Source organism: Bdellovibrio svalbardensis, assembly GCF_029531655.1.
Taxonomy (GTDB): domain Bacteria; phylum Bdellovibrionota; class Bdellovibrionia; order Bdellovibrionales; family Bdellovibrionaceae; genus Bdellovibrio; species Bdellovibrio svalbardensis.
Genome location: NZ_JANRMI010000002.1, coordinates 578,076 through 597,224 on the forward strand (window position 1 = coordinate 578,076; position 19,149 = coordinate 597,224).

Here is a 19,149-nt window from a genome sequence, read left to right on the forward strand (position 1 = left end):
GGAGTTTCCGTATGATCGACATTGTTCTCATTCGCCATGCTCCGACTGCTTGGAACGAACAAGGTCTCTATCAGGGGCGAACCGATATCCCGCTATCTGAAGCTGGAATTAAGCAATTTGAGGGCTTTGAACAGAGCGAAAAATGGAAAAATTACAGGATTTTTTCAAGCCCTTTGGTTCGTGCGACCCAGACAGCGAACCTATTGTTTCCTAAGGCTAATCTAGAAATTGATTCACGTCTTATCGAGATGGATTTCGGCTCTTTGGAGGGGACTTCGATAGAAGCTCGCAAGGAGAATGAAGACTATGCTCCTCCGTCCTACGGTTGGAGGGGGTGGGACTCGGGGCCTTCTTCTGCTGAAACCTATGCTCAAGTAGCGACTCGATTTCTGAGTTGGGTTGAGGAGGCGGCACTGCTCCAGAAAAACGTGGTAGCGATCACCCACAAAGGTGTGATTTTGGCGGCGATGGGGCTTGCTTATCAATGGGATATGAAATCCAAAAGACCGTTCAAGATTAAGAAAGATGCTTATCAGGTTCTGACTTACTCCAAAGAGTTTGGTTTGAAAGTTCGCCTGGAAAATCAGTCTCTGTCTTAAAGTTAGATTTCTTCTTTTTATTCAATTCAAATATATTTTTCTGAATGCGCGTGGCTCGCAGAAGTGTAGCTCGTTGTGATTTATTTTACATTGAGCCATATCTATTGGGACCACATTTTACAGAGTGAAAAAGTCACTTTTTGAAAAGTAAAAATGTATTCCTGCATTTTGAAAACTCTTTGGTAGAGCTTGGGTATTTGAAAAAATATGCTCGCCCCCCATGAGCAATATCGCTCAAAAAAAACACCAGGAGGATTTATGAAAATGTTTTTATCAGCCATCGTTTTGAGTTTGGCCTTCACCAGCACAATGGCCCACGCATTGGAAGGAAGCGCTGTCATTAATAGAGATGGAACAATTGGAATTATGCAGGTTGGTGGTGATTGTCCACCGCAACCAACAAGTGAAGATATGAAGACAATGAGTACCTGCAACCCTGGAACAAATGAATGTCCTGCGAACTATGAAGAACAGGCGAAATATTGCTGGGGCGGGTGGAGTCGTGGTTTCTACCACTGCGGAACTATTTGCAGAGCTCCCATCGAGCATGAAGGAAATGGTGGTAAGCGCGATGGGGGAGGTCATCGTGGTGGTCACGATGGACATGAAGATCACGGTCGTGATTAGGTCGTAAATGATATTTAAATAAATTGAAAATGACCTCTCCCAGTGAGAGGTCATTTTATTTTAACGAGTTCGCTTGCCTCTTCTGGATTTGCTGTCTTCAAACTCACTCGGACGTGCCTGACTGGGATTGCGGCGTGGAGATTCAAAATCCTCCTCTTCGTCAAAGAGGTCGTTTTCATGACTGACCAATTGGTCTTCTTTCTTTGAAATCTTTTTTCGACTTTTGCTGGGCGATGCTTTTCGGGTGCGCATTATTCACTCCTTCTTGGGCTGTCTTGAGTATGTGAACAAAAGGGGATGGGTTCAATTATCTATGAGTGGATTTGAGTAGAGACAGTCCTGGGTTTTGCGTGGCCGCATAAGTGAAGTCGATCGTGGTGGTGCTTAGGAGCTTCTGGGTGGATTTGTGACAAAATAATTTTAACAAAAGTAAATAAACCTGTTTTAATCCACGATTTTGTTAGATATGTTTCCCTCTCGATAAGCTTTTAAGGGGGGATTTATGCGTATTTTGTTAGCGCTATTTGTGACAGTGTTTGGTCTTTCAGCGGGTGCGGATGGGGGTTCTTCGAAGAGAGTTTTGTTGCAACCCCTCAGCCCGTCCACTTTGTCAGCGGGAAAATTGAGTTATTCGTTTCAGTTGTTCGATGATGAAAATAAAAAGAATATTCTCGAACAGGATTTGACAGAGTCGCACACTAAAAAGCTGCACTTCATTGTCTATGATGCCGCACTGAAAGAGTTCAGCCATGTTCACCCTGAATTTGATGGTCAAAAATGGAATACGGAGCTCGTTCTTCCTGTGAATGGGAACTACTTCTTGTGGGCTCAGGGGAAGTTGGAAGACGGAACTGACTTTTCGTCTTTAACGCAAGCTCAGGTTGTTGGCGGGGCTGAAGCCTGGCCGATTACATCTGTTGGGGATTTCCGGAAAGGCACGGATCGCGAGACAACCGTGGAGATTTCCAGCTCTAAGCTAAGAGCTGGAAAGATGGCTATGTTAAACTATAAAGTCACTCGCGAGGACGGACTTTCTCCTGTCATCACTCCTTATTTAGGTGCGAATGCTCACGTGATTGCGGTTTCTCCGGATGGTGATGAAATGGTGCATGTGCATCCGATGGATGGCAGCTCGCCTGACATGGGAATGTTACACACGACGTTCCCAGTTCCGGGTGATTACCGTATTTGGATTCAGTTAATTGATCGTAATGAGATCAAGACCATTCCTTTGTCGGTGACTGTTGTCAAATAGCCGAAGCTGACTTCTGAAGGCTTTGGCTGATTTTCTTGAGCTTCCCGCGAGTTGTGCTTTTAATATCTTTATGATCTTAAAATTTGCCTCAGCGACGATTCAGAAAATTGCATTTGGATTTGCTGGCTTCATTGCACTTTATGCTCTTCTTGGCTTTTTCGTTGTTCCCTATGTTGTGAAACAGGAAGCGGTAAAGACTGTCGAGTCCAAGTTCGGAGTGAAGCCCGAAATAAAAAAGATTTCATTCAATCCCTTTATCTTTGAGTTGACGGTAGAGGGATTTGAGATGCCTGCAGCGGTTGGAACAGACAGTTCGCAGAGTCGTCTTAAGTTCGATCTGTTTTCCCTCAATATGTCGATCTTTCCTTTGTTGAAAAAGGAAATTCATTTAAGTTCTGTGATTCTAAAAAATGCTCAATTGCAATTCATTATACTAAGCAACGGAACAACGAACTGGGTTGTTAAAGAAGATAAAAACAAAAAGCCCGAAGCACCTTTCGACTGGATTTTAAATTTTGAGCATATTCAAATTGAAAAAAGTGGTCTGGATTTTATTGATCGCACCCACGTGAGTCCTTTGGAGCTGCCATTGGGACCTATCAGTTTGCAGGCGTCTAATATCAGCACCTCACTTGGTGCCAACACGGACCTTAATAGTTTGCTTATCTCTGTAGGGGACAAGGGGCATGTAAAGATCAATGGATCCCTTCGCATGAAGCCCTTTTCAGCGGCCGTCCATCTGGATGTCGCTGAGTTTCCGTTGGACTTCGTCACTGCTTACCTTTCTGACAAAACTCTTTTGAGTCTAAAAAAGGGCAATATCGATATTTTGGGAAATGTGAAATATGAAAAAGGGAATGTTCTTTTTGAAGGCAGCTCGCAGGTTAACGATTTGAGCCTTGAGGAAAAAGGGTGATGAGCTTCCCGTGGTGAGCTGGGAGAAGATGCAAATTAAGGAAATTAAGTTTCAAACTGTTCCAATGAGCCTTCGGGTGCAGGAGGTGAATCTTCTCAAACCTCGCACTGAAATTGTTCTGCGAAAAGATGGAACTCTGAATTTTAAAGACTTCATGCGATCCTCAAGGGCCGCCTCCGGCTCACCTCCGTCTTCGGGGGGAGCGCCCAAGTCTGAAGAGGGGGCTTCTTCCTCTTTTGACTATCTTGTGAATAAAGTGACTATTTCAGATGGTTTATTGGACTATACGGATCAACAGATTAGGCCTCGGTTTTCATCTCATATTCACGGCCTGGAAGGGCAGATAGGACCTGTATCAGTCAACCTGATGGATAAGATGAACGTGACCCTGGCGGGCTTGGTTGAAGCCTATGGAAAGTTTGAAGGAAAGGGCTATTTCATTCCCGGAATCAAAACACCCAGTTTGAATCTTGATATGAGGTTTCATAATATCGAACTCACCACATTCACGCCCTATTCTGGCAAGTTTGCTGGTTATGAAATTAGTAAAGGAAAACTTTTTTTAGATATCAATTACACTTTGGTGAATAATCAAATCAAAGGGAAGAATCAGGTTTTGCTTGATCAATTTACTCTCGGGAACAAGATCGAGAGTGAAAATTCGACACACTGGCCGGTGAAGCTTGCGCTGGCGCTGATGAAAGATCGAAATGGACAAATTAAATTTAAATTGCCTGTTGAGGGAGATGTTCATTCGCCTTCATTCTCTTGGGGGAATCTTATTTGGACTGCGATAAAGAATATGGTCATTAATATTGTCGCAGCTCCGTTTGATTTTATCGCAAGTCTTGTAGGAGGAGGTCCCGAGTTGCAGACGTTATTGTTTGAACCAGGTACGAGTTCCCTGCAGCAGGGTGAAACGGAGAAGTTTCAGAAGATTGCGAGGATATTGGAAGAGCGTCCTGGATTGGCTATGGAGATCAAGGGCCAGTATCAAGATTTGGACGCTGAAGTTCTGCAGCATAACAACATCAATAGAAATCTTGAGCCATTTTTGAAAAAAAATAAAGGAGATCGTCCGGCCGCCTTGCGTGCGATGGCTCAATCAATTTTTAAGAAAGAGGACTTCAACAATCTTGTCACCACTTATCAGGCTGCTCATGGTGTGGATGAAATCGGTTTGGCGCAAGAGCTCGAGAATAAACTCGCAGCAACCGTTGTTGTTTCGGACGATGAGTTGAAGGCCTTGGCGCTCTCTCGAGGAAAAGTTGTCATGGCGGGTCTTTCAGTGCAGAAGGTTAATTTGGAGCGATTGTATTTGTTAGCAGGAACCCGTGCTGAAAAAGGCAAGCCCTCGCAAGTTTTGCTGAATCTGAAAGAAAGATAATGAAAAGTCGTGTTGTCCCTTTAAGGCCAGTTTGAATTGACACGAAGAGCGTTGAACTTCGGCAGGTTTGGCAGGTACTGATTGCAGCTGTTCAGTTTTAAGCTCACTCTTGCGAATAAGAAACCTTATAGTCTAAAGGAGTTTTCTTATGAAACTAAAAGCAATTCTTTCTGTGATTCTGGTGAGCGGTCTTTATTCTTCAGCTCAGGCGGCATGTGGCGATGAATCAAGCCGTTCTTTTATGGGCGATGAAGCCATCACCCTGACATATATTTTAAAAAACTCAACGATTGCTGTGAAATCAACCTCCGGAAATACCACAACCTGGTCTCTGGCGAAGCTTGTGTGCAGGCAGACCAACCGTGGTGTTATGCCTGACTTGATGCCCGTCTATAATTGTTCAACGCCTTCGGGGATCGGGCCCATCACGGCAAAGTCTTTGTTTGATGCGATGTCAGAGTTAGGTGTTATGCCTGATGGAAGTGCGGGCCACGTTAATGAGCAGGCTAAAACAATTAAATGCAAAGTGAATAAAGATGGTTCCGGAGGAACGGCGATCAATCCACGCTGTACTTTGATTGCCGCCTGGGGTGATGAGTGCGGTTAAAATCCTAGAGTGCCCGAGGGTCATGTGTGTTTGCAAAAGGGGTCCCTTTAGTCTCGAAAGTTGCATGGTTTGTGGTTTTGAAGTGGCCCTCGGTCCGTTTCTTAAGCTTGGAGAATTTGCTATGCTTGAGTGAGGAGGTGGTTATGTCTCGCCATCATAAAAATCGAGGATTTAGTCAGACGAGCAAGAAATACGACGGTGAATTAAAGGCACTCCATCAACAAGTTCGCAGCAAACAAATCGATCACTCTGCAGAGACCCATGGAAGTGAAGAAGAGGCCTCTGAAAACAAAGATGCAAAGCATTCAAGCTCCGGCTTTAAAAAAGGAAAATAGATTTCTATAATATTGTCGATGACACATTAAGGTGGTGATGGTCCAATACTGTGGCAAACCAGTTGCAATGCAATTTCAATCCAATTGCAAGGTGAGGAGCAGTATGCATAAAGGCCGTCTAGAAGCTTTTAGTGATGGTGTTTTGGCCATCATCATTACTATTATGGTGTTGGAATTGAAAGTCCCGCATACGGAAGATATCTCGGGTTTGGTTCCTCTAATCCCGGTATTTATTAGTTATCTCATTAGTTTTGTTTTTATCGGCATCTACTGGAATAACCACCATCATCTTTTACATTCAGTCCAGAAGGTCAATGGTTCAATACTTTGGGCAAATATGCATTTGCTCTTTTGGCTTTCTTTGATTCCATTTACTACGGCCTGGATGGGGGAGAATCATTTTCCCACATGGCCGGTGGCGCTTTATGGCGTGAACTTGATGTTCAGTGGGATTGCCTACTTTATTCTGACGAGATGTTTGATTGCTTATCACGGTCCCAAATCAGATCTGGCAATTGCCATCGAAGGGGATTTCAAGGGAAAGATTTCTGTCGTTCTTTATAGTATTGCTATTGGCATGGCTTTCGTAAATTCGTGGGTTTCCTATGCGATCTATTTTGCAGTCGCGATCATGTGGTTGGTGCCGGATCGTCGAATTGAAAGAGTTCTTGAAAACCACGAGAAATCTAAAGGCTAGGAAGAGACAATGAGAATCAGGCAGGTAGGGTTTTCTTCAAGATTGAAGGCCCATAGAAAAATACTAACGTTGGAAACTTTGAAGTTCATTGCGGAGTTTCGTAAAGACGGCGATGCGCGGCTTGCAGCTTTTCGTTCTGGGGTTCCTGAAAACTATGCTTCCAAACAAGGTCAATGGCTGAAGAAGCATCCCATTGTGCTGGCTTCTCATGAAGCGGAGCTGGATGAACGGGAGCTTTTAAAGCTTCACAAAGCTATTGCCGAGATTGACCGGCAAATGGAGATTTGCAAAGAACTGTTGGGGCTGGAAGATTTCTAGCTGGCTGTATCCTAGTAATGAGGCGGCTTTTCGCCTGCGGGTCCAATTTCTTCGCCCGTTACATTGCCTTCACGGATGCGTTTTACCAAAGATGACAGAATCGCTTCTAATTGGTCTATCTTTTTCTGCTGCTGATACATGACCTGATGAAGCTCTTCTAAAAGAACCTCTTGTTGAAGTATTTTCGTTTCAATATCAATAAAGCGTTTTTCCATATTTTCCGTTTTCCGCAGAAGATTTGTGAGGCAGCATTTATTCCCATTTTTGTCAGGAATTGTAAATACTAATTATAGTTATCTTTGCCTGAAGATAAGTTCTTCATTCATAATTTTAGTCAATTCCCCGGATGGAGGAGCTGATGTGGAAATTTGGCCTATTTCTTTTAGTGCTCGGTTTTTCATTCGCCACTCGGGCGAAAGCTGAAGGTGACCAGGCATTCACTAAGCCTCTCTTTTTTTTGGTAGATGATTCCCAGGTGCGAATTCAAAATCCTGTCGTGCAGTATGATCTGGAAACTGATCATGGCAACTCACTCATGCTGGGGCCTCTGCAGTTCACCAATGAGTCTCTAAAAGTGCAAATTGAGGAGGATATCTTAAGAGTCTCCTGGGACACCCGTTTCGTCGCAGAAGGCGAGTTGTCGATAGTAGACACCTCCGGGAAAGTGCTGTGGCGGGTGAGAGCTAACAGAAATAGTTCTGGCGAAGGTTTGTGGAAGTTCCAGGGCTGGAGAGGTGACCAGGGCCCACGTTGGAAGAGTGGTGATCATTTGCGGTTTTGTTTGAGGGCAGATTTTCCTAAGGGATTTTCATCGATATGCACTCAGGGCTATGGCGTTGAAGTTTCAGAGGCGAAGCTTCGTCCGGAATATCTCAAGGGCGCTGTCGTTCCCCGGGTGATAGTTTTGAACGAAGAAAAAATGAACCTGAAGGGAGCTGTCGAAGTCACCACAGAAAAGCCAATACATTTTTTGGCGACAATCAAATCCGGCGCAACCTATGAGTTTTTATCTGAAGTGCAAAGGTTGGATTTAAAGGATATTATCGAAAGTGAGAAGAAGGATTTTGTCTCTATAAAGGGGCGCGGGGCTATTCCTTTAGATAAGGAAGCCAAGGTCATTCCAGGCATTGAATACGGGGCGGTTACGAAGGCTCTGGGGTTTGAGCGTACTATTGCAGAGCCTAAACCATTATGGCAGGTGGATCTTCCGATTAGAGATGCGAGGCTGCCCGTGCCAGGCACGGCGGGGGGAGTGTTTGTTTATCCTTTGGAAATTCAATCTTATCCACGCTCTAAAGATCGTTTATTTATTCATCGCGACTCTTTAAGCGGGACTTATCGGGACAAGGATAAGATCTTGGTGAAGGTGTCCAAGGACATCCAAGTGCCAAATCTGAAGGCGGTTGATGTAACAAATCACTCAATCCTGAGGCAGTGGCAATTTTCAGCGGGCAACAGATTTGAAGAAAATTATCCAGAGCTGCTCGTTCAGGATGGTCAACAAAGTCATAAAGCCTATCTTGAAGTCTACCGTGGGGCTCCTGGTGAAATCAGTTTGCGATTGAGTGGAATTAACTCCTCAGAAGGCGAGAGTTCATTGGTGGGAGAGGCGCATTTGTCCTATTGGTTTAATGATCTATTGGATTGGCAGAACTATTGGTTTTCAAAGCAAAGATGGGGTGTTTCCGCCAAGTACTTTGTGGCTCTATCAAAGCTGGCCGTGGAGGTTGGAGGTGGTCCGACCCAGCAAGTTGATTTGACGTCCTTGCAGTTGGATATGCGCTATCGTTTTTCACCAGGGTTATGGGAGCGAGACGAAACTGTCGGTGCGATTTTGGCCTATGAGGGATTGATGCTCGGTGATGCCAAAGTTAAAAAAGCAGGGGCGGGGCTTTTTTGGGCTCGTTCAATGCCACGGGCGATTGATGGGTTGTTGAACAAAATTTCTTTTCTGAATCATCCGAAGTTTGTCGACATGGAGTACATTCAGTTTTTTAACGCTTTGGATTCGGGGACTTCGGTAGGTTCAGATTTTGTAGTGAATTTTCATGGCAAAGTTATGTGGGCACCCGAGTTGTTTGGTGAGGCTGGATTCGGAATTAAAAGTTACTCTTTCACCAATGCGAATGGATCGGGAGCCTCCCTGGATACTTTCTATTTAACTTTAGGTATGGGGTATAACTTCTAGTGAACTAACATTCTATTACAGCTTTCGGCGGTCTTGCGACAGATCTCTGCGCCTTCGACCATGATCGCGTCGTTTTTGGAGAGGGCATCGCAGTCCGCGGCACAGGCCGTACTAACTTCAGCAGAAAGACGGCAGAGGTCATGATAGAATTCTGAATCTAAAGTCATCAGTTTTGCGTTGGTTTCACAAATGATCGAACAGACGTGCAGAATATTGATATGCTCCGACGTGGCATGTTCCCCTCCAACATCCAGGCAGTGGGGAATTAATTGGAGACAGAGACGTGAGCATTCCGTGCAGTTGTCGATACAGTCCTGGAGAATCGAATTCGCTTGTTCTAACTGATTGTCGCCTTGCCCAGGGGATAGTTTATCTTCAGACATTACGCCCTCCCGATAAGATACCTTTTAAGGGTAAAAGGGCTGTTAATAAGTGCAAGCTTTCGGGTTTTGTTTTGTGGAGACTCATTAGAGGTGGACAATTGCGGTGGACAAAGGGAATCTTTGTGCATTAGGTATGTGTAAATCAGCATATAAAGGACTTCTATGAATCAGGAAGAAAATCAGCCGCCCGTAGAAATTCAAAAAGACAACTTAAGCGCTGAGGCTCTTGAAGGAATTATTGAGTCTTATATTTTGCGGGAAGGAACGGACTATGGCGTTCAAGAGGTTTCTTTCGATAAAAAGAAAGAACAGATTGCTCGTCAAATTGATAAAAAAGAAATCCGCATTGTCTTTGATTTTAATACCGAGTCAGTCACATTGATGACCAGCTATGAATGGTTGAAGTTAAATAAAAAATCCTAAAATGTCCGCATGAATTTCCGGGTCTGGGTTTGTTGGAAAAATTAGAAATCTGATAATCAACATGGTAGCTTCGAAGTACCAATATGCCTCTAAAAATAAATACAGTCCTTATTGATGAAACCGTTGTTCTGACTTTGCAGGGAAGTCTGAATGAATACTCTTCAGAACTCCAGGAAATTGAAGTTCACGCATCCTTTGATCTGAGTTTGGATTTAAGATATTTAACCGCCATCAACTCCATTGGAATCCGTAACTTTCAAAAATGGATTAATAAGATACAATCTAAAAGGATCATTTTCCTTCGTTGTCCCAGAAGCTTTGTTCATCAACTGAACCTGGTTCATGGCTTTTTACCCGAGAGATCTGAAATCAGAAGCTTTTATGTGACCTACTATTCCGAAGCCACTGGGGCGGAAGTTGAGAAGCTTTTCATTCGTGGTATCGACTATGATGTGATCGATGGGCAGTTTATGCTGAATGCAACTGAAGTACGTGATGCCTATGGGAATTTGATGGAGCTTGATGATATCAAGGGACAGTACTTCAAGTTTTTAAGTTATTATAAATAAGGGAGTCAGCGGACTCCCTTATTTAATATTTCACATTTCTAGCTGAGAAAAATGTCTGATTTCAACTGAGATAATATCTTGAACACAGTCGTAGCTGACCATATATCGAGAGGGATAGTACCCACTCTTGGCAACTTTATTTGGCATAGGAACATCGGCGTCAACTGAACCATGATTAAGCAGGAATTCCCTTGTGATCATGGGTTCTACGAAATTAACCTGTCCATTGTAGAAGCCATAAATGAAAGTTGAAGTGAACGGCTGTCCGTGAAATTCAGGGGAGCGAGTGTCAAACCAGTGCCATCCCATCATAGGAACGCCTGCCGGAGTTGGAGCGTAATATTGAGGTAGATAGTCAGGGGCTGGTTGTTTCATGCAAGGAGCCTCGTCGTCACCGGTACAAGTGATTTTCATGCGATCCTCATTCGACATCATATAGAAGTGAAAATCGAAATGAGGGGCGCCGTAAATTTCCTGAGGTTCGTGTCCATGGGGGTTCCAATTGAGTAGAACATGTTCGTAAGGAGGCAGTTTGTAAGCTTCGGGCAGTGAAAGAACATAGGCGTATTCGTGCTCTGTGTCTGGAAGTCCGTCAAGAGCCCCGCCGGTAAGAGAAACTCCCAAAGACACGGGTTTTTTGTCCCGATCGACTTCGATATAGGTGCGGAAAAGACCTTTGCCGACGGCAACGCCGCTTCCCCAGTACCGTGTGTTTGCGTAAGTAAGAGCGCTAAATAAACTGAGCCCAATAACAAGTGCGAAAAACTTCATGAATCTCTCCTTGTGTAAATATCTCCGTGGGGAGATATGCTGACGATTTCTTTTGATCACTAGAATCGCGTAAATAGACAAGGATGCAAAAATAATTGAGAGGATATTGGAAATTACAAATTCTTAGTTCTGAAACTTGTTGAAGGGCGATCGTTTAGCTGAGGATGCCGACCTGAACGAGGTGAGGTGATAGCAGTCTGACAATTTCTTGCGGGTTGATCTCGACAAGGAAGCCTCTTTTTCCCCCATTGATATAGATTTTTTGTAGATCTAAAATTGTTTTTTCCATGTAAACCGGCATCTTCTTTTTGGTTCCAAAAGGAGAAGTGCCGCCGACTTGATAGCCGGAGTGGCGATCTGCAACATCAGGTTTGCAGGGAGAAACGGTTTTTACTCCAATGTCTCTTGCCAGCTGCTTGGTGGAAACTTGCATATCTCCATGCATAAGTATGATCAAGGGCTCTTTGTTCTCATTCTCCATAATCAGAGTTTTCACGACGGCATGTTCTGGAACACCCAATTCACGCGACGAGACGGAAGTGCCACCTTTTTCTTCATACTTAAAAAGATGAGGCGTGAAGGTGACTTTTTGATCTAGCAATTGGCGGATAGCCAGTGTCATTGGGTACTTTTCATTGTCAGTCATGGAGTTCTTTTCCTGGTTCAATATATGTTTTTTCAGAGTCTTCCTTCAAGACCTGTGCAAGCTGTTGCATTCCTTGGCGAGAAACGTCGAGGAATACTTTCTGGTCGAAGCGAACTTTGAATTGCTCCTGAAGCATCAACTCGTCATGCAGTCGGAAGCGTTCAATCATTTTTTCCGCTCTTGCTTTGGGTATTCCAAGATCAATCAAAAGGTCTTGAGTCAGGCTTAAGCTGGAGTCTAAAGTCTCGCGACGAATGTGTTCAATTCCCAAGTCCATCAATTCAAAGACATGCTGACGGTTTCGGGCCCTGGCATAGACTTTCAGGTGAGGATACTCTTGGCGAACTGTTGTGGCGATTTGTGTCGCAACAGTCATGTCGTCCACCGCAATAATAAAATATTTTGCGCGGGCGGCTCCCGCTGATTGCAGCAGCTCTTTGCGGGAGGCATCTCCGTAATAGACCTGGTGACTAAAACGGCGCAGCAGTTCAATCTGCTCCGGGTCGTGGTCGATCGCTGTGAAGCCGATGTCTTGAGTTCTAAGAATACGTCCGAAGATTTGTCCAAAGCGACCAAATCCTGCAATGATAACAGGATTGTCGGCTTGGAAACGGTCATAGTTTTTCTCGCCAGGTGTGACCAAGCGACGTTGCTGGAAACGATCGTTAATCAAAATAATAAAAGGGCTGAGGATCATCGAAAGGGTGATGATCAAGGTCAGGATCTGCGTGCCCTCCAAAGAGAGGACTTTTGCGGTTTGCCCAACGCCAAGAATCACAAACGCGAATTCCCCGCCTTGAACCAGATAAACTGAAAGATTCTGTGAGGCATCTGCTTTCAGCTTCATGAAGCGCCCTACACCGTAGATGAGCAATCCCTTGATGCCCATGTAGAGAATCGTAAGGCAAACAATCAGGAGTGGCTTTTCCAGTATCAGTAAAAGATTGACCGACATGCCGACGGAAATAAAGAAGAGCCCCATAAGTAGTCCCTTGAAGGGTTCAAGGTCTGCTTCCAGTTCGTGGCGGTATTCTGATTCAGAAAGAAAGACTCCAGCTAAGAAGGCCCCGAGAGCCATCGACAGACCCGCTCTTTCCATGAGGTAAGCGACGCCAATGACAATGAGCAAGGTGACGCCAGTGAAAAGTTCCCGACTGCGCAGGGTAGCGACCTGTCTGAGGAAAGGCCCTAGGAGGGTTCGGCTAAAAATGGCAAAACCAGTGAAAGTAAAAAGAAAGGCGCCCCAATTCACATGCGGCATGCCGTCGATAATTTGCGGATTCAATGAAAGACTTGGGATGATCGCCAGAGCAGGGATGGCCGCCACGTCCTGCATGAGGAGTATGGCAAAGGAAGAACGACCGAATTCAGTGTTCAAAACTTTTCGTTCGCTCAAAGACTGCAAAGAAAAAGCCGTTGAAGAAAGGGAAAGTGCAAAACCCACAACCCAGCTGGCGGGCCAAGACAACCCGAAGAAATTCGCCAAAGCTGCAAAAGCCAAGGTACAGAAGATGATCTGTAGCCCGCCAAAGCCCAATAGTGTCTTCTTCAGGGCCCATATTTTTTTGGGCTGCAATTCAAGGCCGATAAGAAATAAAAGAAAGACGACGCCAAATTCAGATAGATTTTGAGTGTAAGTGTAGTCGGTGATGAGCCCGCTCAGTTGAGGGCCAATCAAAATTCCTGCTGTCAGATATCCTAAGATGCTTCCTAGGCCCATTCGTTGAAATGCCCAAACAAGAACAACGGAGGAACCTAGGAATAAAATAACGTGAAGCAGGTGAGTGTGAGCCATGACATAGCCTAGCAAGAGGGGTTATGAGTGGCAAAGCGTTTGTGTGAGGCAGATCAACCTACAGGCCGACTTCCTTGAATGAGTTATTGATGACCGAGCATTCCATTGGAGACAACTGGTGAAGACATTCTCCAATCACTTCCCGGGCGTAATCCTGGAACTGTGAGTTCTCAGTGAGTCTTTCTGTCATCACAACATAAAATATCGGTGATGCTTTTGCCCAACCCAATTGTTGAACTATCAAAGCCGTTGCGCGGTTAGGAATTCCTGAAAGAGCATGAACTCCGCAGTTGTCATTTTTCATTGTGGGTCTGCAATCCTGTCCCAGGTCCGCAGGAATCTGCGACATATGCGCAGGTTGTGAGCTGAGGCCTCTTTCTGGGTGAAGCATGTCTCTGAGGGCAACAACAGGGTAGCCGCGTTTATTGGAAGCCGCTGCTTTGAGGTCGTCGGAAATAATCGTCTCTCCAATAAGGAAGTCATCAGCCCCGCGCCCTGTTCTAACTTGAACCATTTGACCGAAGAAGTCCGCCAAATGCTCATTCAAAGCACCACTTTGTCCCTCGTATTTAAGTTTGGAAGAGAATTGAACCACGGCGTGAGTGTATTCATGAGCGATTACGTCCACTGCGCCCGTGAACTTTTTAAGTCCATCGCTTTCGCCGCCCCCGAACAGAAACTTCTTTCCATCCCAGGCTGCATTTTGCTTGAGACCAAAAAGGTCAATCAGGTTTCCACCCAAGCGAACCACGGCTTCAACATTGCTGCCGCGTCCGTCGAAGGAATCGCGACCGAAGGTGTTCTTATAGAAGTCACGAGTGAGGGTGATGTTTTCATTCGCACGTTTCGCTTCGTCGCTGATAAAAAGTCTTTTCCAGATGGCTCCAACTCTTTGCCCATTGGTAAGGACTCTGACGCCCTTGTTATCACCGATACCTGCGAGGGGGTTTAGTCCTGCATCGTAGATGATGACATCCCCAGCTTTGGCAGAGATTGAAACAAAAATGAGACCAGCAGCTAACAAACGTGAAAATTTCATGATCACCTCGAATGAAGACGGGTTCTAGCATAAATGTGAGAAAATCCACTAGTGAGGGGAACTAACATTGATCTTTTTACCAAAGTGTCTAGTTCGTGGCCAGAAGAGCATTAGAGAAGCTCTTGGGGAGTGACCTATTACTGATCGGGCCATGAAAGAATCTCCAGGCAGTCGAAAAGTTGTTTCGATTGGCGGTGGAAACACCTATGGTGGACGCGTTCGTGTTTATACAAATGACTAAGGAGAATCCATGAAAAGTCTAAAGTATTTGCTCTTGTCCTCATTGGTGCTGGCAGCATGTTCTGATAAGTCAGCGAACCAGGTTGGAGTTGTTGATACACAATCCAATTCAAGTATTATTGGTGGATCGGAAGTTAAAGCAGGCGACCGCGAAATGGTTTCTACTGTGGGGCTATACGATAAAGCTGGCAAATTCCTTTGCACAGGAACTCTGATCAGCGGAAATTTGGTTTTAACAGCCGCTCATTGCATCGGTGAAGATCCAACCCAAATGGTCGTAATCTTCAAAGATAAATTTAGCAATGCAAAACCTGAAGATATGCGCCCCGTTATCGCAGCGAAACGTCACGATAAGTATCAGCCAGAACAAAGACTTAATACCGCTGACATCGCAGTGGTACGTTTTAATCCGGGTGCAGGAATTCCTGCGGGATATAACACGGCAAAAGTACTTCGTGATTTCTCTTTGTTATCTCCTGGAGCAAAAATTATCGCTGTAGGTTATGGCTTGAACTGGTCATGGGTCATCACAAAAGGTGCCGGAACATTAAGAACAGTTGAATTGGAAGTTGAAAATCCAGCGTTCTCTGAAACTGAAATCTCTCTTCAACAATCGTTGAAAAAGGGAATTTGCAGTGGAGACTCTGGTGGCCCTGGTTATATAGATATTGGTGGGCAACTTTATGTTTGGGGAGTTGTTAGCAGAGGCGCTGCTTTGAACATTCCTTTGACTCCAAAGTGCGCAATGACGTCTATCTACACTAGAGTGGATGTTTATGCTCCGTTCATTATTGATGCCGCGAAAGCATTGAACGCTCTTAACTAATTATTGTCAGATCAGTCTTCAAAGCTCTGCTGTCTTTGGCACTTCTAAAGGCCAAATGATCTAAGCAGAGCTTTTTTTATTTCTTTGTCTTCCCGCAAGCTATTGCCTGTCTTCCATCACGTTTGTTCACGCCGATATCTTGATTCCTGCGAATCATTTACGATGATCGTACTATGCGCATCTCAGACGTCTCTATTAAAAATGCCGTCTTTTCATGGATGCTGTTTGCAGCATTTATAATCTTTGGATTTATCTCTTTTATGCGAATGGGTGTCAGTCAGTTGCCCGACGTGGACTTTCCGGTTGTGAATGTCAGTTTGACTTTGCAGGGGGCCGCTCCAGAAATTATGGAGACCAGCGTTGTCGACCCTGTTGAAGATGCATTGTCATCTGTCGAAGGGGTGGAGCGAATTACCTCAGTCAGTAAGACGGGAATTGCGAATATTACGATTGAGTTTGAGTTGAATCGGAATATTGATTCGGCATTGCAAGAGGTTCAGACCAAGGTGGCGCAAGCTCAGAAATTGATGCCGACGAACGTGGATCCACCGGTGATTACCAAGATCAATCCTGACGATCAGCCGATTATTTGGCTCGCGTTGACTTATGAAAAAAATGACCCGTACTTTATGATGAGCTATGCGAAAGACTACCTGAAGGATCGCTTCACGATAGTGCCAGGGGTGGGCGATATTGTTTTAGGTGGTTACACAGATCCAGCCATGCGCATTTGGCTCAATTCCAAAAAGCTTTTACGAAATAATATTTCTGTCACGGATGTTTTGAGTTCCATTAATTCTCAGCATGCAGAAATTCCCGGTGGATTTATTCAAAACCCCTTGAAGTCGTTCAATGTTCGCACTCTTGGGGAGTTTACCAGTAGTTCTGGTTTTGATGAATTGGTTATTAACAAACGCGCTGGACAGGTGATTCAGGATCCTTTCAATGTGGTGAAACTTAAAAATTTGGGCTACGCCAAAGAAGGATTGTCGGAAGTCTATCGGATTTCCCGATTTGATGGAGTTCAGGCTTTGGGATTGGGTATTAAAAAGCAACTGGGGTCTAATGCCGTGGCGGTCGCCACGGCTGTAAAAAATAAGATCGCAGAAATTCAAGGAGCTCTTCCCCCAGGCATGAAGCTTCATATTAACTTTGATTCCACTCGATATATTGAACAAGCGATTGAGGAAATGATTAAGCACCTAGCCTTGGCGGTGCTTTTGACTTCTTTGGTGTGTTGGGTGTTTTTGGGAAGTTGGACGGCGACGTTGAATGTGTTGCTGGCAATTCCAACGTCGATAATGGGGGCCTTTATTGGTCTCTACTTTGCGGGCTTTACATTAAATACCTTTACATTGTTGGGCTTAACCTTGGCGATCGGTATCGTTGTCGATGATGCCATCATGGTTTTAGAAAACATATTTAGGTACAATGAGCGGGGGCTTCGGCCCATTGACTCTGCCATTATTGGCGCTCGCGAAATCACCTTTGCCGCCCTCGCGGCCAGTGTCGCAATCATTGCGATCTTTTTACCCGTGGCCTTCATGAAAGGTGTGATTGGAAAGTTCTTTCTTCAATATGGCGTGACGATCTCGCTAGCGGTCTTGCTGTCACTCATTGAGTCGCTGACAATCACTCCCATGCGCTGTTCCAGTTTTGTTCATCAAGGTGCGCGAACCACGCGAATAGGCAAAGCCTTTGAAATGGGGATGGAAAAATGGCGGGAGTTTTATGCGAAATCCTTGGATTGGACGTTGACCCATCGTTGGACCGTCTTAGTGGGCTCTGTGATTTTTGTGGGTACTTCTTTTTTTTCAGTGGGCTTCCTAAATAAAGAAATGACCCCCGTTCAAGATCAAGGTCTTTTCATTCTGCGCCTTTCTGTCCCAGTCGGCTCCTCCTTAGCCTATACCGACACCAAAGCCAAAGAGATTGAAAAATGGCTGCGTACTCGTTCTGAACTGAGTCATCTCTATGTTGCGGTGGGAGGTCTTGGCTCGGGGGGAGGGAGTGATTCGAATACGGGGATGATGTTTGTAACTTTGAAAGATCGCGGATCTCGGGGCGTTGATCCCAAGCTTGGCCGAGAACTATCTCAGCAAGAGTTTATGGGGGTGGCTCGCAAAGAGCTTTCTAAGATTCCCGATGTGCAAGTCTATATGATGGATCTGTCAACGCGTGGATTTTCCACCGGGAAAGGTTATCCCATTGAATTCACCTTGCAAGGTCCTGAGTGGGACAAGCTCGCAGAGCTGAATAATAAAATGAAAGATGATATGGTTAAATCAGGATTGATGGTCGATGTCGACTCGGACTATCTGGAAGGGATGCCAGAGGTCCAAGTGGTGCCGGCCCGCGAGCAAGCGGCTTTGCGTGGAATCAGTGTGGATGCCATCGGTAATACCGTGCAAGCGATGATTGGAGGAGTAAAGAACGGCCAATATACGAAGAACGGGCATCGTTATGACATTTATGTTCAGTTAGAAAAGCGAGAGGATCCCAGAGAAGAGTTTAATGATCTCTTGGTGGCCAACGATCGTAATAATTTGATTCCCTTGCAAAAGGTGACTCAATTAAATACCAAACTCAGTCTTCAGCAAATTTCCCGTGTGAATCGGCAAAGAGCGATCACGATTTACGGCAATTTGGCGCCCGGAGCTTCTCAGCAAAAAGCGTTGGATTTTATTGCTGAAAAAGGCAAGTTGTTACCACCCACTTACTTTGTAGAGCAATCAGGAGCCGCCAAAACATTTAAAGAATCCTTCAACAGTCTGCTGTTCGCTTTGGCGATGGGTATTATTATTGCCTATATGGTTCTGGCCAGTCAGTTCAACTCGTTCTTGGATCCGCTGACTGTCCTAATGGCCCTGCCATTTAGTTTTAGCGGCGCATTTTTTGGTCTCATATTGATGGGACAGACGATCAATATGTACTCGATGATCGGTCTTTTATTGTTGATGGGGATTGTTAAAAAGAATTCAATCTTACTGATTGATTTCACCAATGCGGTTCGTGATCGTCGTGAGTCGGCGACCGCCATTGAAGCCTTGAAGGAAGCCTGTCCCGTTCGGTTGCGGCCGATTGTAATGACTTCGGTTGCGACCATCGCGGCGGCGATCCCCTCTGCCTTGGCTCGTGGTGCCGGATCTGAAACCTTTAAGCCCATGGCTATTACATTGATCGGCGGCGTCTTGGTTTCGACACTACTGACTCTGTATGCGGTTCCTGTCACTTATTCACTGGTCGATCGATTTAGAAAACGGGACGTGCGGAAGCATGATGTTGCGGAAGCCTTTGATCGAGTCGGTGATGCCACTTCGCTCACCTTTAATGAAGAGCCCGATGTTTCGCCATCGGAGCCTGTTTCTTCGGAAGTTGCCGCCGCCGAAAAAGAGTTTTTAAACGATGAAGTCCCTGAGCAGCGACATAAAAGAAAATTTTCTGATCTATTCCACTGAGGCATTTACCAGAAGAATGCGGTAAACGGAACAGTGGAGCTATGTCTTTCACCCACCTGGCTACCATGTC

At 45.1% G+C, this 19,149-nt stretch carries 21 protein-coding genes; 14 read left to right on the forward strand and 7 right to left on the reverse strand.

Annotated features, from left to right (window positions below; all coding sequences use genetic code 11):
* The first annotated feature begins 11 nt into the window (after positions 1–11).
* Positions 12–599, forward strand: a complete 588-nt coding sequence (locus NWE73_RS07910) for a histidine phosphatase family protein (RefSeq protein ID WP_277577763.1) — start codon at positions 12–14, stop codon at positions 597–599.
* 258 nt (positions 600–857) lie between these two features.
* Complete coding sequence (locus NWE73_RS07915; protein ID WP_277577764.1) at positions 858–1,226, forward strand: hypothetical protein; 369 nt, start codon at positions 858–860, stop codon at positions 1,224–1,226.
* 60 nt (positions 1,227–1,286) lie between these two features.
* On the opposite strand, the gene NWE73_RS07920 is transcribed toward NWE73_RS07915, so the two are convergent.
* Positions 1,287–1,478, reverse strand: coding sequence for a hypothetical protein (locus NWE73_RS07920; protein ID WP_277577765.1), 192 nt, complete (start codon positions 1,476–1,478; stop codon positions 1,287–1,289).
* Positions 1,479–1,728: 250 nt separating this feature from the next.
* Between NWE73_RS07920 and NWE73_RS07925 the strand changes: the two genes are divergently transcribed.
* The 7 genes from NWE73_RS07925 to NWE73_RS07955 all read left to right on the forward strand — a co-directional run bounded on the left by NWE73_RS07925 (position 1,729) and on the right by NWE73_RS07955 (position 6,741).
* On the forward strand, positions 1,729–2,481 hold the full coding sequence (locus NWE73_RS07925) for an HMG-box domain-containing protein (RefSeq protein ID WP_277577766.1): 753 nt from the start codon (positions 1,729–1,731) through the stop codon (positions 2,479–2,481).
* 70 nt (positions 2,482–2,551) lie between these two features.
* Complete coding sequence (locus NWE73_RS07930) at positions 2,552–3,397, forward strand: DUF748 domain-containing protein (protein WP_277577767.1); 846 nt, start codon at positions 2,552–2,554, stop codon at positions 3,395–3,397.
* A 28-nt stretch (positions 3,398–3,425) separates the two neighbouring features.
* Positions 3,426–4,784, forward strand: coding sequence for a DUF748 domain-containing protein (locus NWE73_RS07935; protein ID WP_277577768.1), 1,359 nt, complete (start codon positions 3,426–3,428; stop codon positions 4,782–4,784).
* A 148-nt stretch (positions 4,785–4,932) separates the two neighbouring features.
* Entirely contained in the window at positions 4,933–5,391 is a 459-nt protein-coding gene (locus tag NWE73_RS07940; protein WP_277577769.1) for a hypothetical protein, read from the forward strand.
* Positions 5,392–5,534: 143 nt separating this feature from the next.
* Positions 5,535–5,726, forward strand: a complete 192-nt coding sequence (locus NWE73_RS07945) for a hypothetical protein (protein ID WP_277577770.1) — start codon at positions 5,535–5,537, stop codon at positions 5,724–5,726.
* A gap of 103 nt (positions 5,727–5,829) precedes the next feature.
* Positions 5,830–6,423 carry a TMEM175 family protein gene (locus NWE73_RS07950; protein WP_277577771.1) on the forward strand — a complete coding sequence of 198 codons (594 nt, stop codon included), beginning with the start codon at positions 5,830–5,832 and terminating at the stop codon, positions 6,421–6,423.
* Positions 6,424–6,432: 9 nt separating this feature from the next.
* Positions 6,433–6,741, forward strand: coding sequence for a hypothetical protein (locus NWE73_RS07955; RefSeq protein WP_277577772.1), 309 nt, complete (start codon positions 6,433–6,435; stop codon positions 6,739–6,741).
* 11 nt (positions 6,742–6,752) lie between these two features.
* Here the strand turns inward: NWE73_RS07955 and NWE73_RS07960 are convergent, their stop codons facing one another.
* A complete protein-coding gene (locus NWE73_RS07960) occupies positions 6,753–6,956 on the reverse strand; it encodes a SlyX family protein (RefSeq protein ID WP_277577773.1) in 204 nt (67 codons plus the stop codon).
* Positions 6,957–7,099: 143 nt separating this feature from the next.
* Between NWE73_RS07960 and NWE73_RS07965 the strand changes: the two genes are divergently transcribed.
* Positions 7,100–8,929 carry a hypothetical protein gene (locus tag NWE73_RS07965; protein WP_277577774.1) on the forward strand — a complete coding sequence of 610 codons (1,830 nt, stop codon included), beginning with the start codon at positions 7,100–7,102 and terminating at the stop codon, positions 8,927–8,929.
* On the opposite strand, the gene NWE73_RS07970 is transcribed toward NWE73_RS07965, so the two are convergent.
* A complete protein-coding gene (locus NWE73_RS07970) occupies positions 8,926–9,312 on the reverse strand; it encodes a four-helix bundle copper-binding protein (RefSeq protein WP_277577775.1) in 387 nt (128 codons plus the stop codon). The two genes, NWE73_RS07965 and NWE73_RS07970, sit on opposite strands and share 4 nt — an antisense overlap.
* A gap of 162 nt (positions 9,313–9,474) precedes the next feature.
* On the opposite strand from NWE73_RS07970, the gene NWE73_RS07975 reads away from it, so the two are divergent.
* Positions 9,475–9,735 carry a YheU family protein gene (locus NWE73_RS07975; protein ID WP_277577776.1) on the forward strand — a complete coding sequence of 87 codons (261 nt, stop codon included), beginning with the start codon at positions 9,475–9,477 and terminating at the stop codon, positions 9,733–9,735.
* 83 nt (positions 9,736–9,818) lie between these two features.
* Positions 9,819–10,304 (forward strand): hypothetical protein, encoded by a 486-nt coding sequence (locus NWE73_RS07980; protein WP_277577777.1) that lies wholly within the window; start codon positions 9,819–9,821, stop codon positions 10,302–10,304.
* A 30-nt stretch (positions 10,305–10,334) separates the two neighbouring features.
* Here the strand turns inward: NWE73_RS07980 and NWE73_RS07985 are convergent, their stop codons facing one another.
* From NWE73_RS07985 to NWE73_RS08000, 4 genes are all read right to left on the reverse strand, one after another.
* Positions 10,335–11,075 (reverse strand): DUF5602 domain-containing protein, encoded by a 741-nt coding sequence (locus tag NWE73_RS07985; protein WP_277577778.1) that lies wholly within the window; start codon positions 11,073–11,075, stop codon positions 10,335–10,337.
* A gap of 154 nt (positions 11,076–11,229) precedes the next feature.
* Complete coding sequence (gene ybaK / locus NWE73_RS07990) at positions 11,230–11,721, reverse strand: Cys-tRNA(Pro) deacylase (RefSeq protein WP_277577779.1); 492 nt, start codon at positions 11,719–11,721, stop codon at positions 11,230–11,232.
* On the reverse strand, positions 11,714–13,516 hold the full coding sequence (locus NWE73_RS07995) for a monovalent cation:proton antiporter-2 (CPA2) family protein (protein WP_277577780.1): 1,803 nt from the start codon (positions 13,514–13,516) through the stop codon (positions 11,714–11,716). Before NWE73_RS07995 ends, ybaK begins: the two co-directional genes overlap by 8 nt.
* Positions 13,517–13,574: 58 nt before the next feature.
* Positions 13,575–14,555 carry a M4 family metallopeptidase gene (locus NWE73_RS08000; RefSeq protein WP_277577781.1) on the reverse strand — a complete coding sequence of 327 codons (981 nt, stop codon included), beginning with the start codon at positions 14,553–14,555 and terminating at the stop codon, positions 13,575–13,577.
* 250 nt (positions 14,556–14,805) lie between these two features.
* Between NWE73_RS08000 and NWE73_RS08005 the strand changes: the two genes are divergently transcribed.
* Together NWE73_RS08005 and NWE73_RS08010 are read left to right on the forward strand one after the other, a co-directional pair.
* Entirely contained in the window at positions 14,806–15,621 is an 816-nt protein-coding gene (locus NWE73_RS08005) for a S1 family peptidase (protein WP_277577782.1), read from the forward strand.
* 173 nt (positions 15,622–15,794) lie between these two features.
* Complete coding sequence (locus NWE73_RS08010) at positions 15,795–19,079, forward strand: efflux RND transporter permease subunit (protein WP_277577783.1); 3,285 nt, start codon at positions 15,795–15,797, stop codon at positions 19,077–19,079.
* Positions 19,080–19,149: the final 70 nt, after the last annotated feature.

Coding starts and splice junctions, on each gene's coding strand:
- NWE73_RS07910 (WP_277577763.1), top strand. CDS start 12: ATGATCGACATTGTTCTCATTCGCCATGCTCCGACTGCTTGGAACGAA.
- NWE73_RS07915 (WP_277577764.1), top strand. CDS start 858: ATGAAAATGTTTTTATCAGCCATCGTTTTGAGTTTGGCCTTCACCAGC.
- NWE73_RS07920 (WP_277577765.1), bottom strand. CDS start 1,478: ATGCGCACCCGAAAAGCATCGCCCAGCAAAAGTCGAAAAAAGATTTCA.
- NWE73_RS07925 (WP_277577766.1), top strand. CDS start 1,729: ATGCGTATTTTGTTAGCGCTATTTGTGACAGTGTTTGGTCTTTCAGCG.
- NWE73_RS07930 (WP_277577767.1), top strand. CDS start 2,552: ATGATCTTAAAATTTGCCTCAGCGACGATTCAGAAAATTGCATTTGGA.
- NWE73_RS07935 (WP_277577768.1), top strand. CDS start 3,426: ATGCAAATTAAGGAAATTAAGTTTCAAACTGTTCCAATGAGCCTTCGG.
- NWE73_RS07940 (WP_277577769.1), top strand. CDS start 4,933: ATGAAACTAAAAGCAATTCTTTCTGTGATTCTGGTGAGCGGTCTTTAT.
- NWE73_RS07945 (WP_277577770.1), top strand. CDS start 5,535: ATGTCTCGCCATCATAAAAATCGAGGATTTAGTCAGACGAGCAAGAAA.
- NWE73_RS07950 (WP_277577771.1), top strand. CDS start 5,830: ATGCATAAAGGCCGTCTAGAAGCTTTTAGTGATGGTGTTTTGGCCATC.
- NWE73_RS07955 (WP_277577772.1), top strand. CDS start 6,433: ATGAGAATCAGGCAGGTAGGGTTTTCTTCAAGATTGAAGGCCCATAGA.
- NWE73_RS07960 (WP_277577773.1), bottom strand. CDS start 6,956: ATGGAAAAACGCTTTATTGATATTGAAACGAAAATACTTCAACAAGAG.
- NWE73_RS07965 (WP_277577774.1), top strand. CDS start 7,100: ATGTGGAAATTTGGCCTATTTCTTTTAGTGCTCGGTTTTTCATTCGCC.
- NWE73_RS07970 (WP_277577775.1), bottom strand. CDS start 9,312: ATGTCTGAAGATAAACTATCCCCTGGGCAAGGCGACAATCAGTTAGAA.
- NWE73_RS07975 (WP_277577776.1), top strand. CDS start 9,475: ATGAATCAGGAAGAAAATCAGCCGCCCGTAGAAATTCAAAAAGACAAC.
- NWE73_RS07980 (WP_277577777.1), top strand. CDS start 9,819: ATGCCTCTAAAAATAAATACAGTCCTTATTGATGAAACCGTTGTTCTG.
- NWE73_RS07985 (WP_277577778.1), bottom strand. CDS start 11,075: ATGAAGTTTTTCGCACTTGTTATTGGGCTCAGTTTATTTAGCGCTCTT.
- ybaK (WP_277577779.1), bottom strand. CDS start 11,721: ATGACTGACAATGAAAAGTACCCAATGACACTGGCTATCCGCCAATTG.
- NWE73_RS07995 (WP_277577780.1), bottom strand. CDS start 13,516: ATGGCTCACACTCACCTGCTTCACGTTATTTTATTCCTAGGTTCCTCC.
- NWE73_RS08000 (WP_277577781.1), bottom strand. CDS start 14,555: ATGAAATTTTCACGTTTGTTAGCTGCTGGTCTCATTTTTGTTTCAATC.
- NWE73_RS08005 (WP_277577782.1), top strand. CDS start 14,806: ATGAAAAGTCTAAAGTATTTGCTCTTGTCCTCATTGGTGCTGGCAGCA.
- NWE73_RS08010 (WP_277577783.1), top strand. CDS start 15,795: ATGCGCATCTCAGACGTCTCTATTAAAAATGCCGTCTTTTCATGGATG.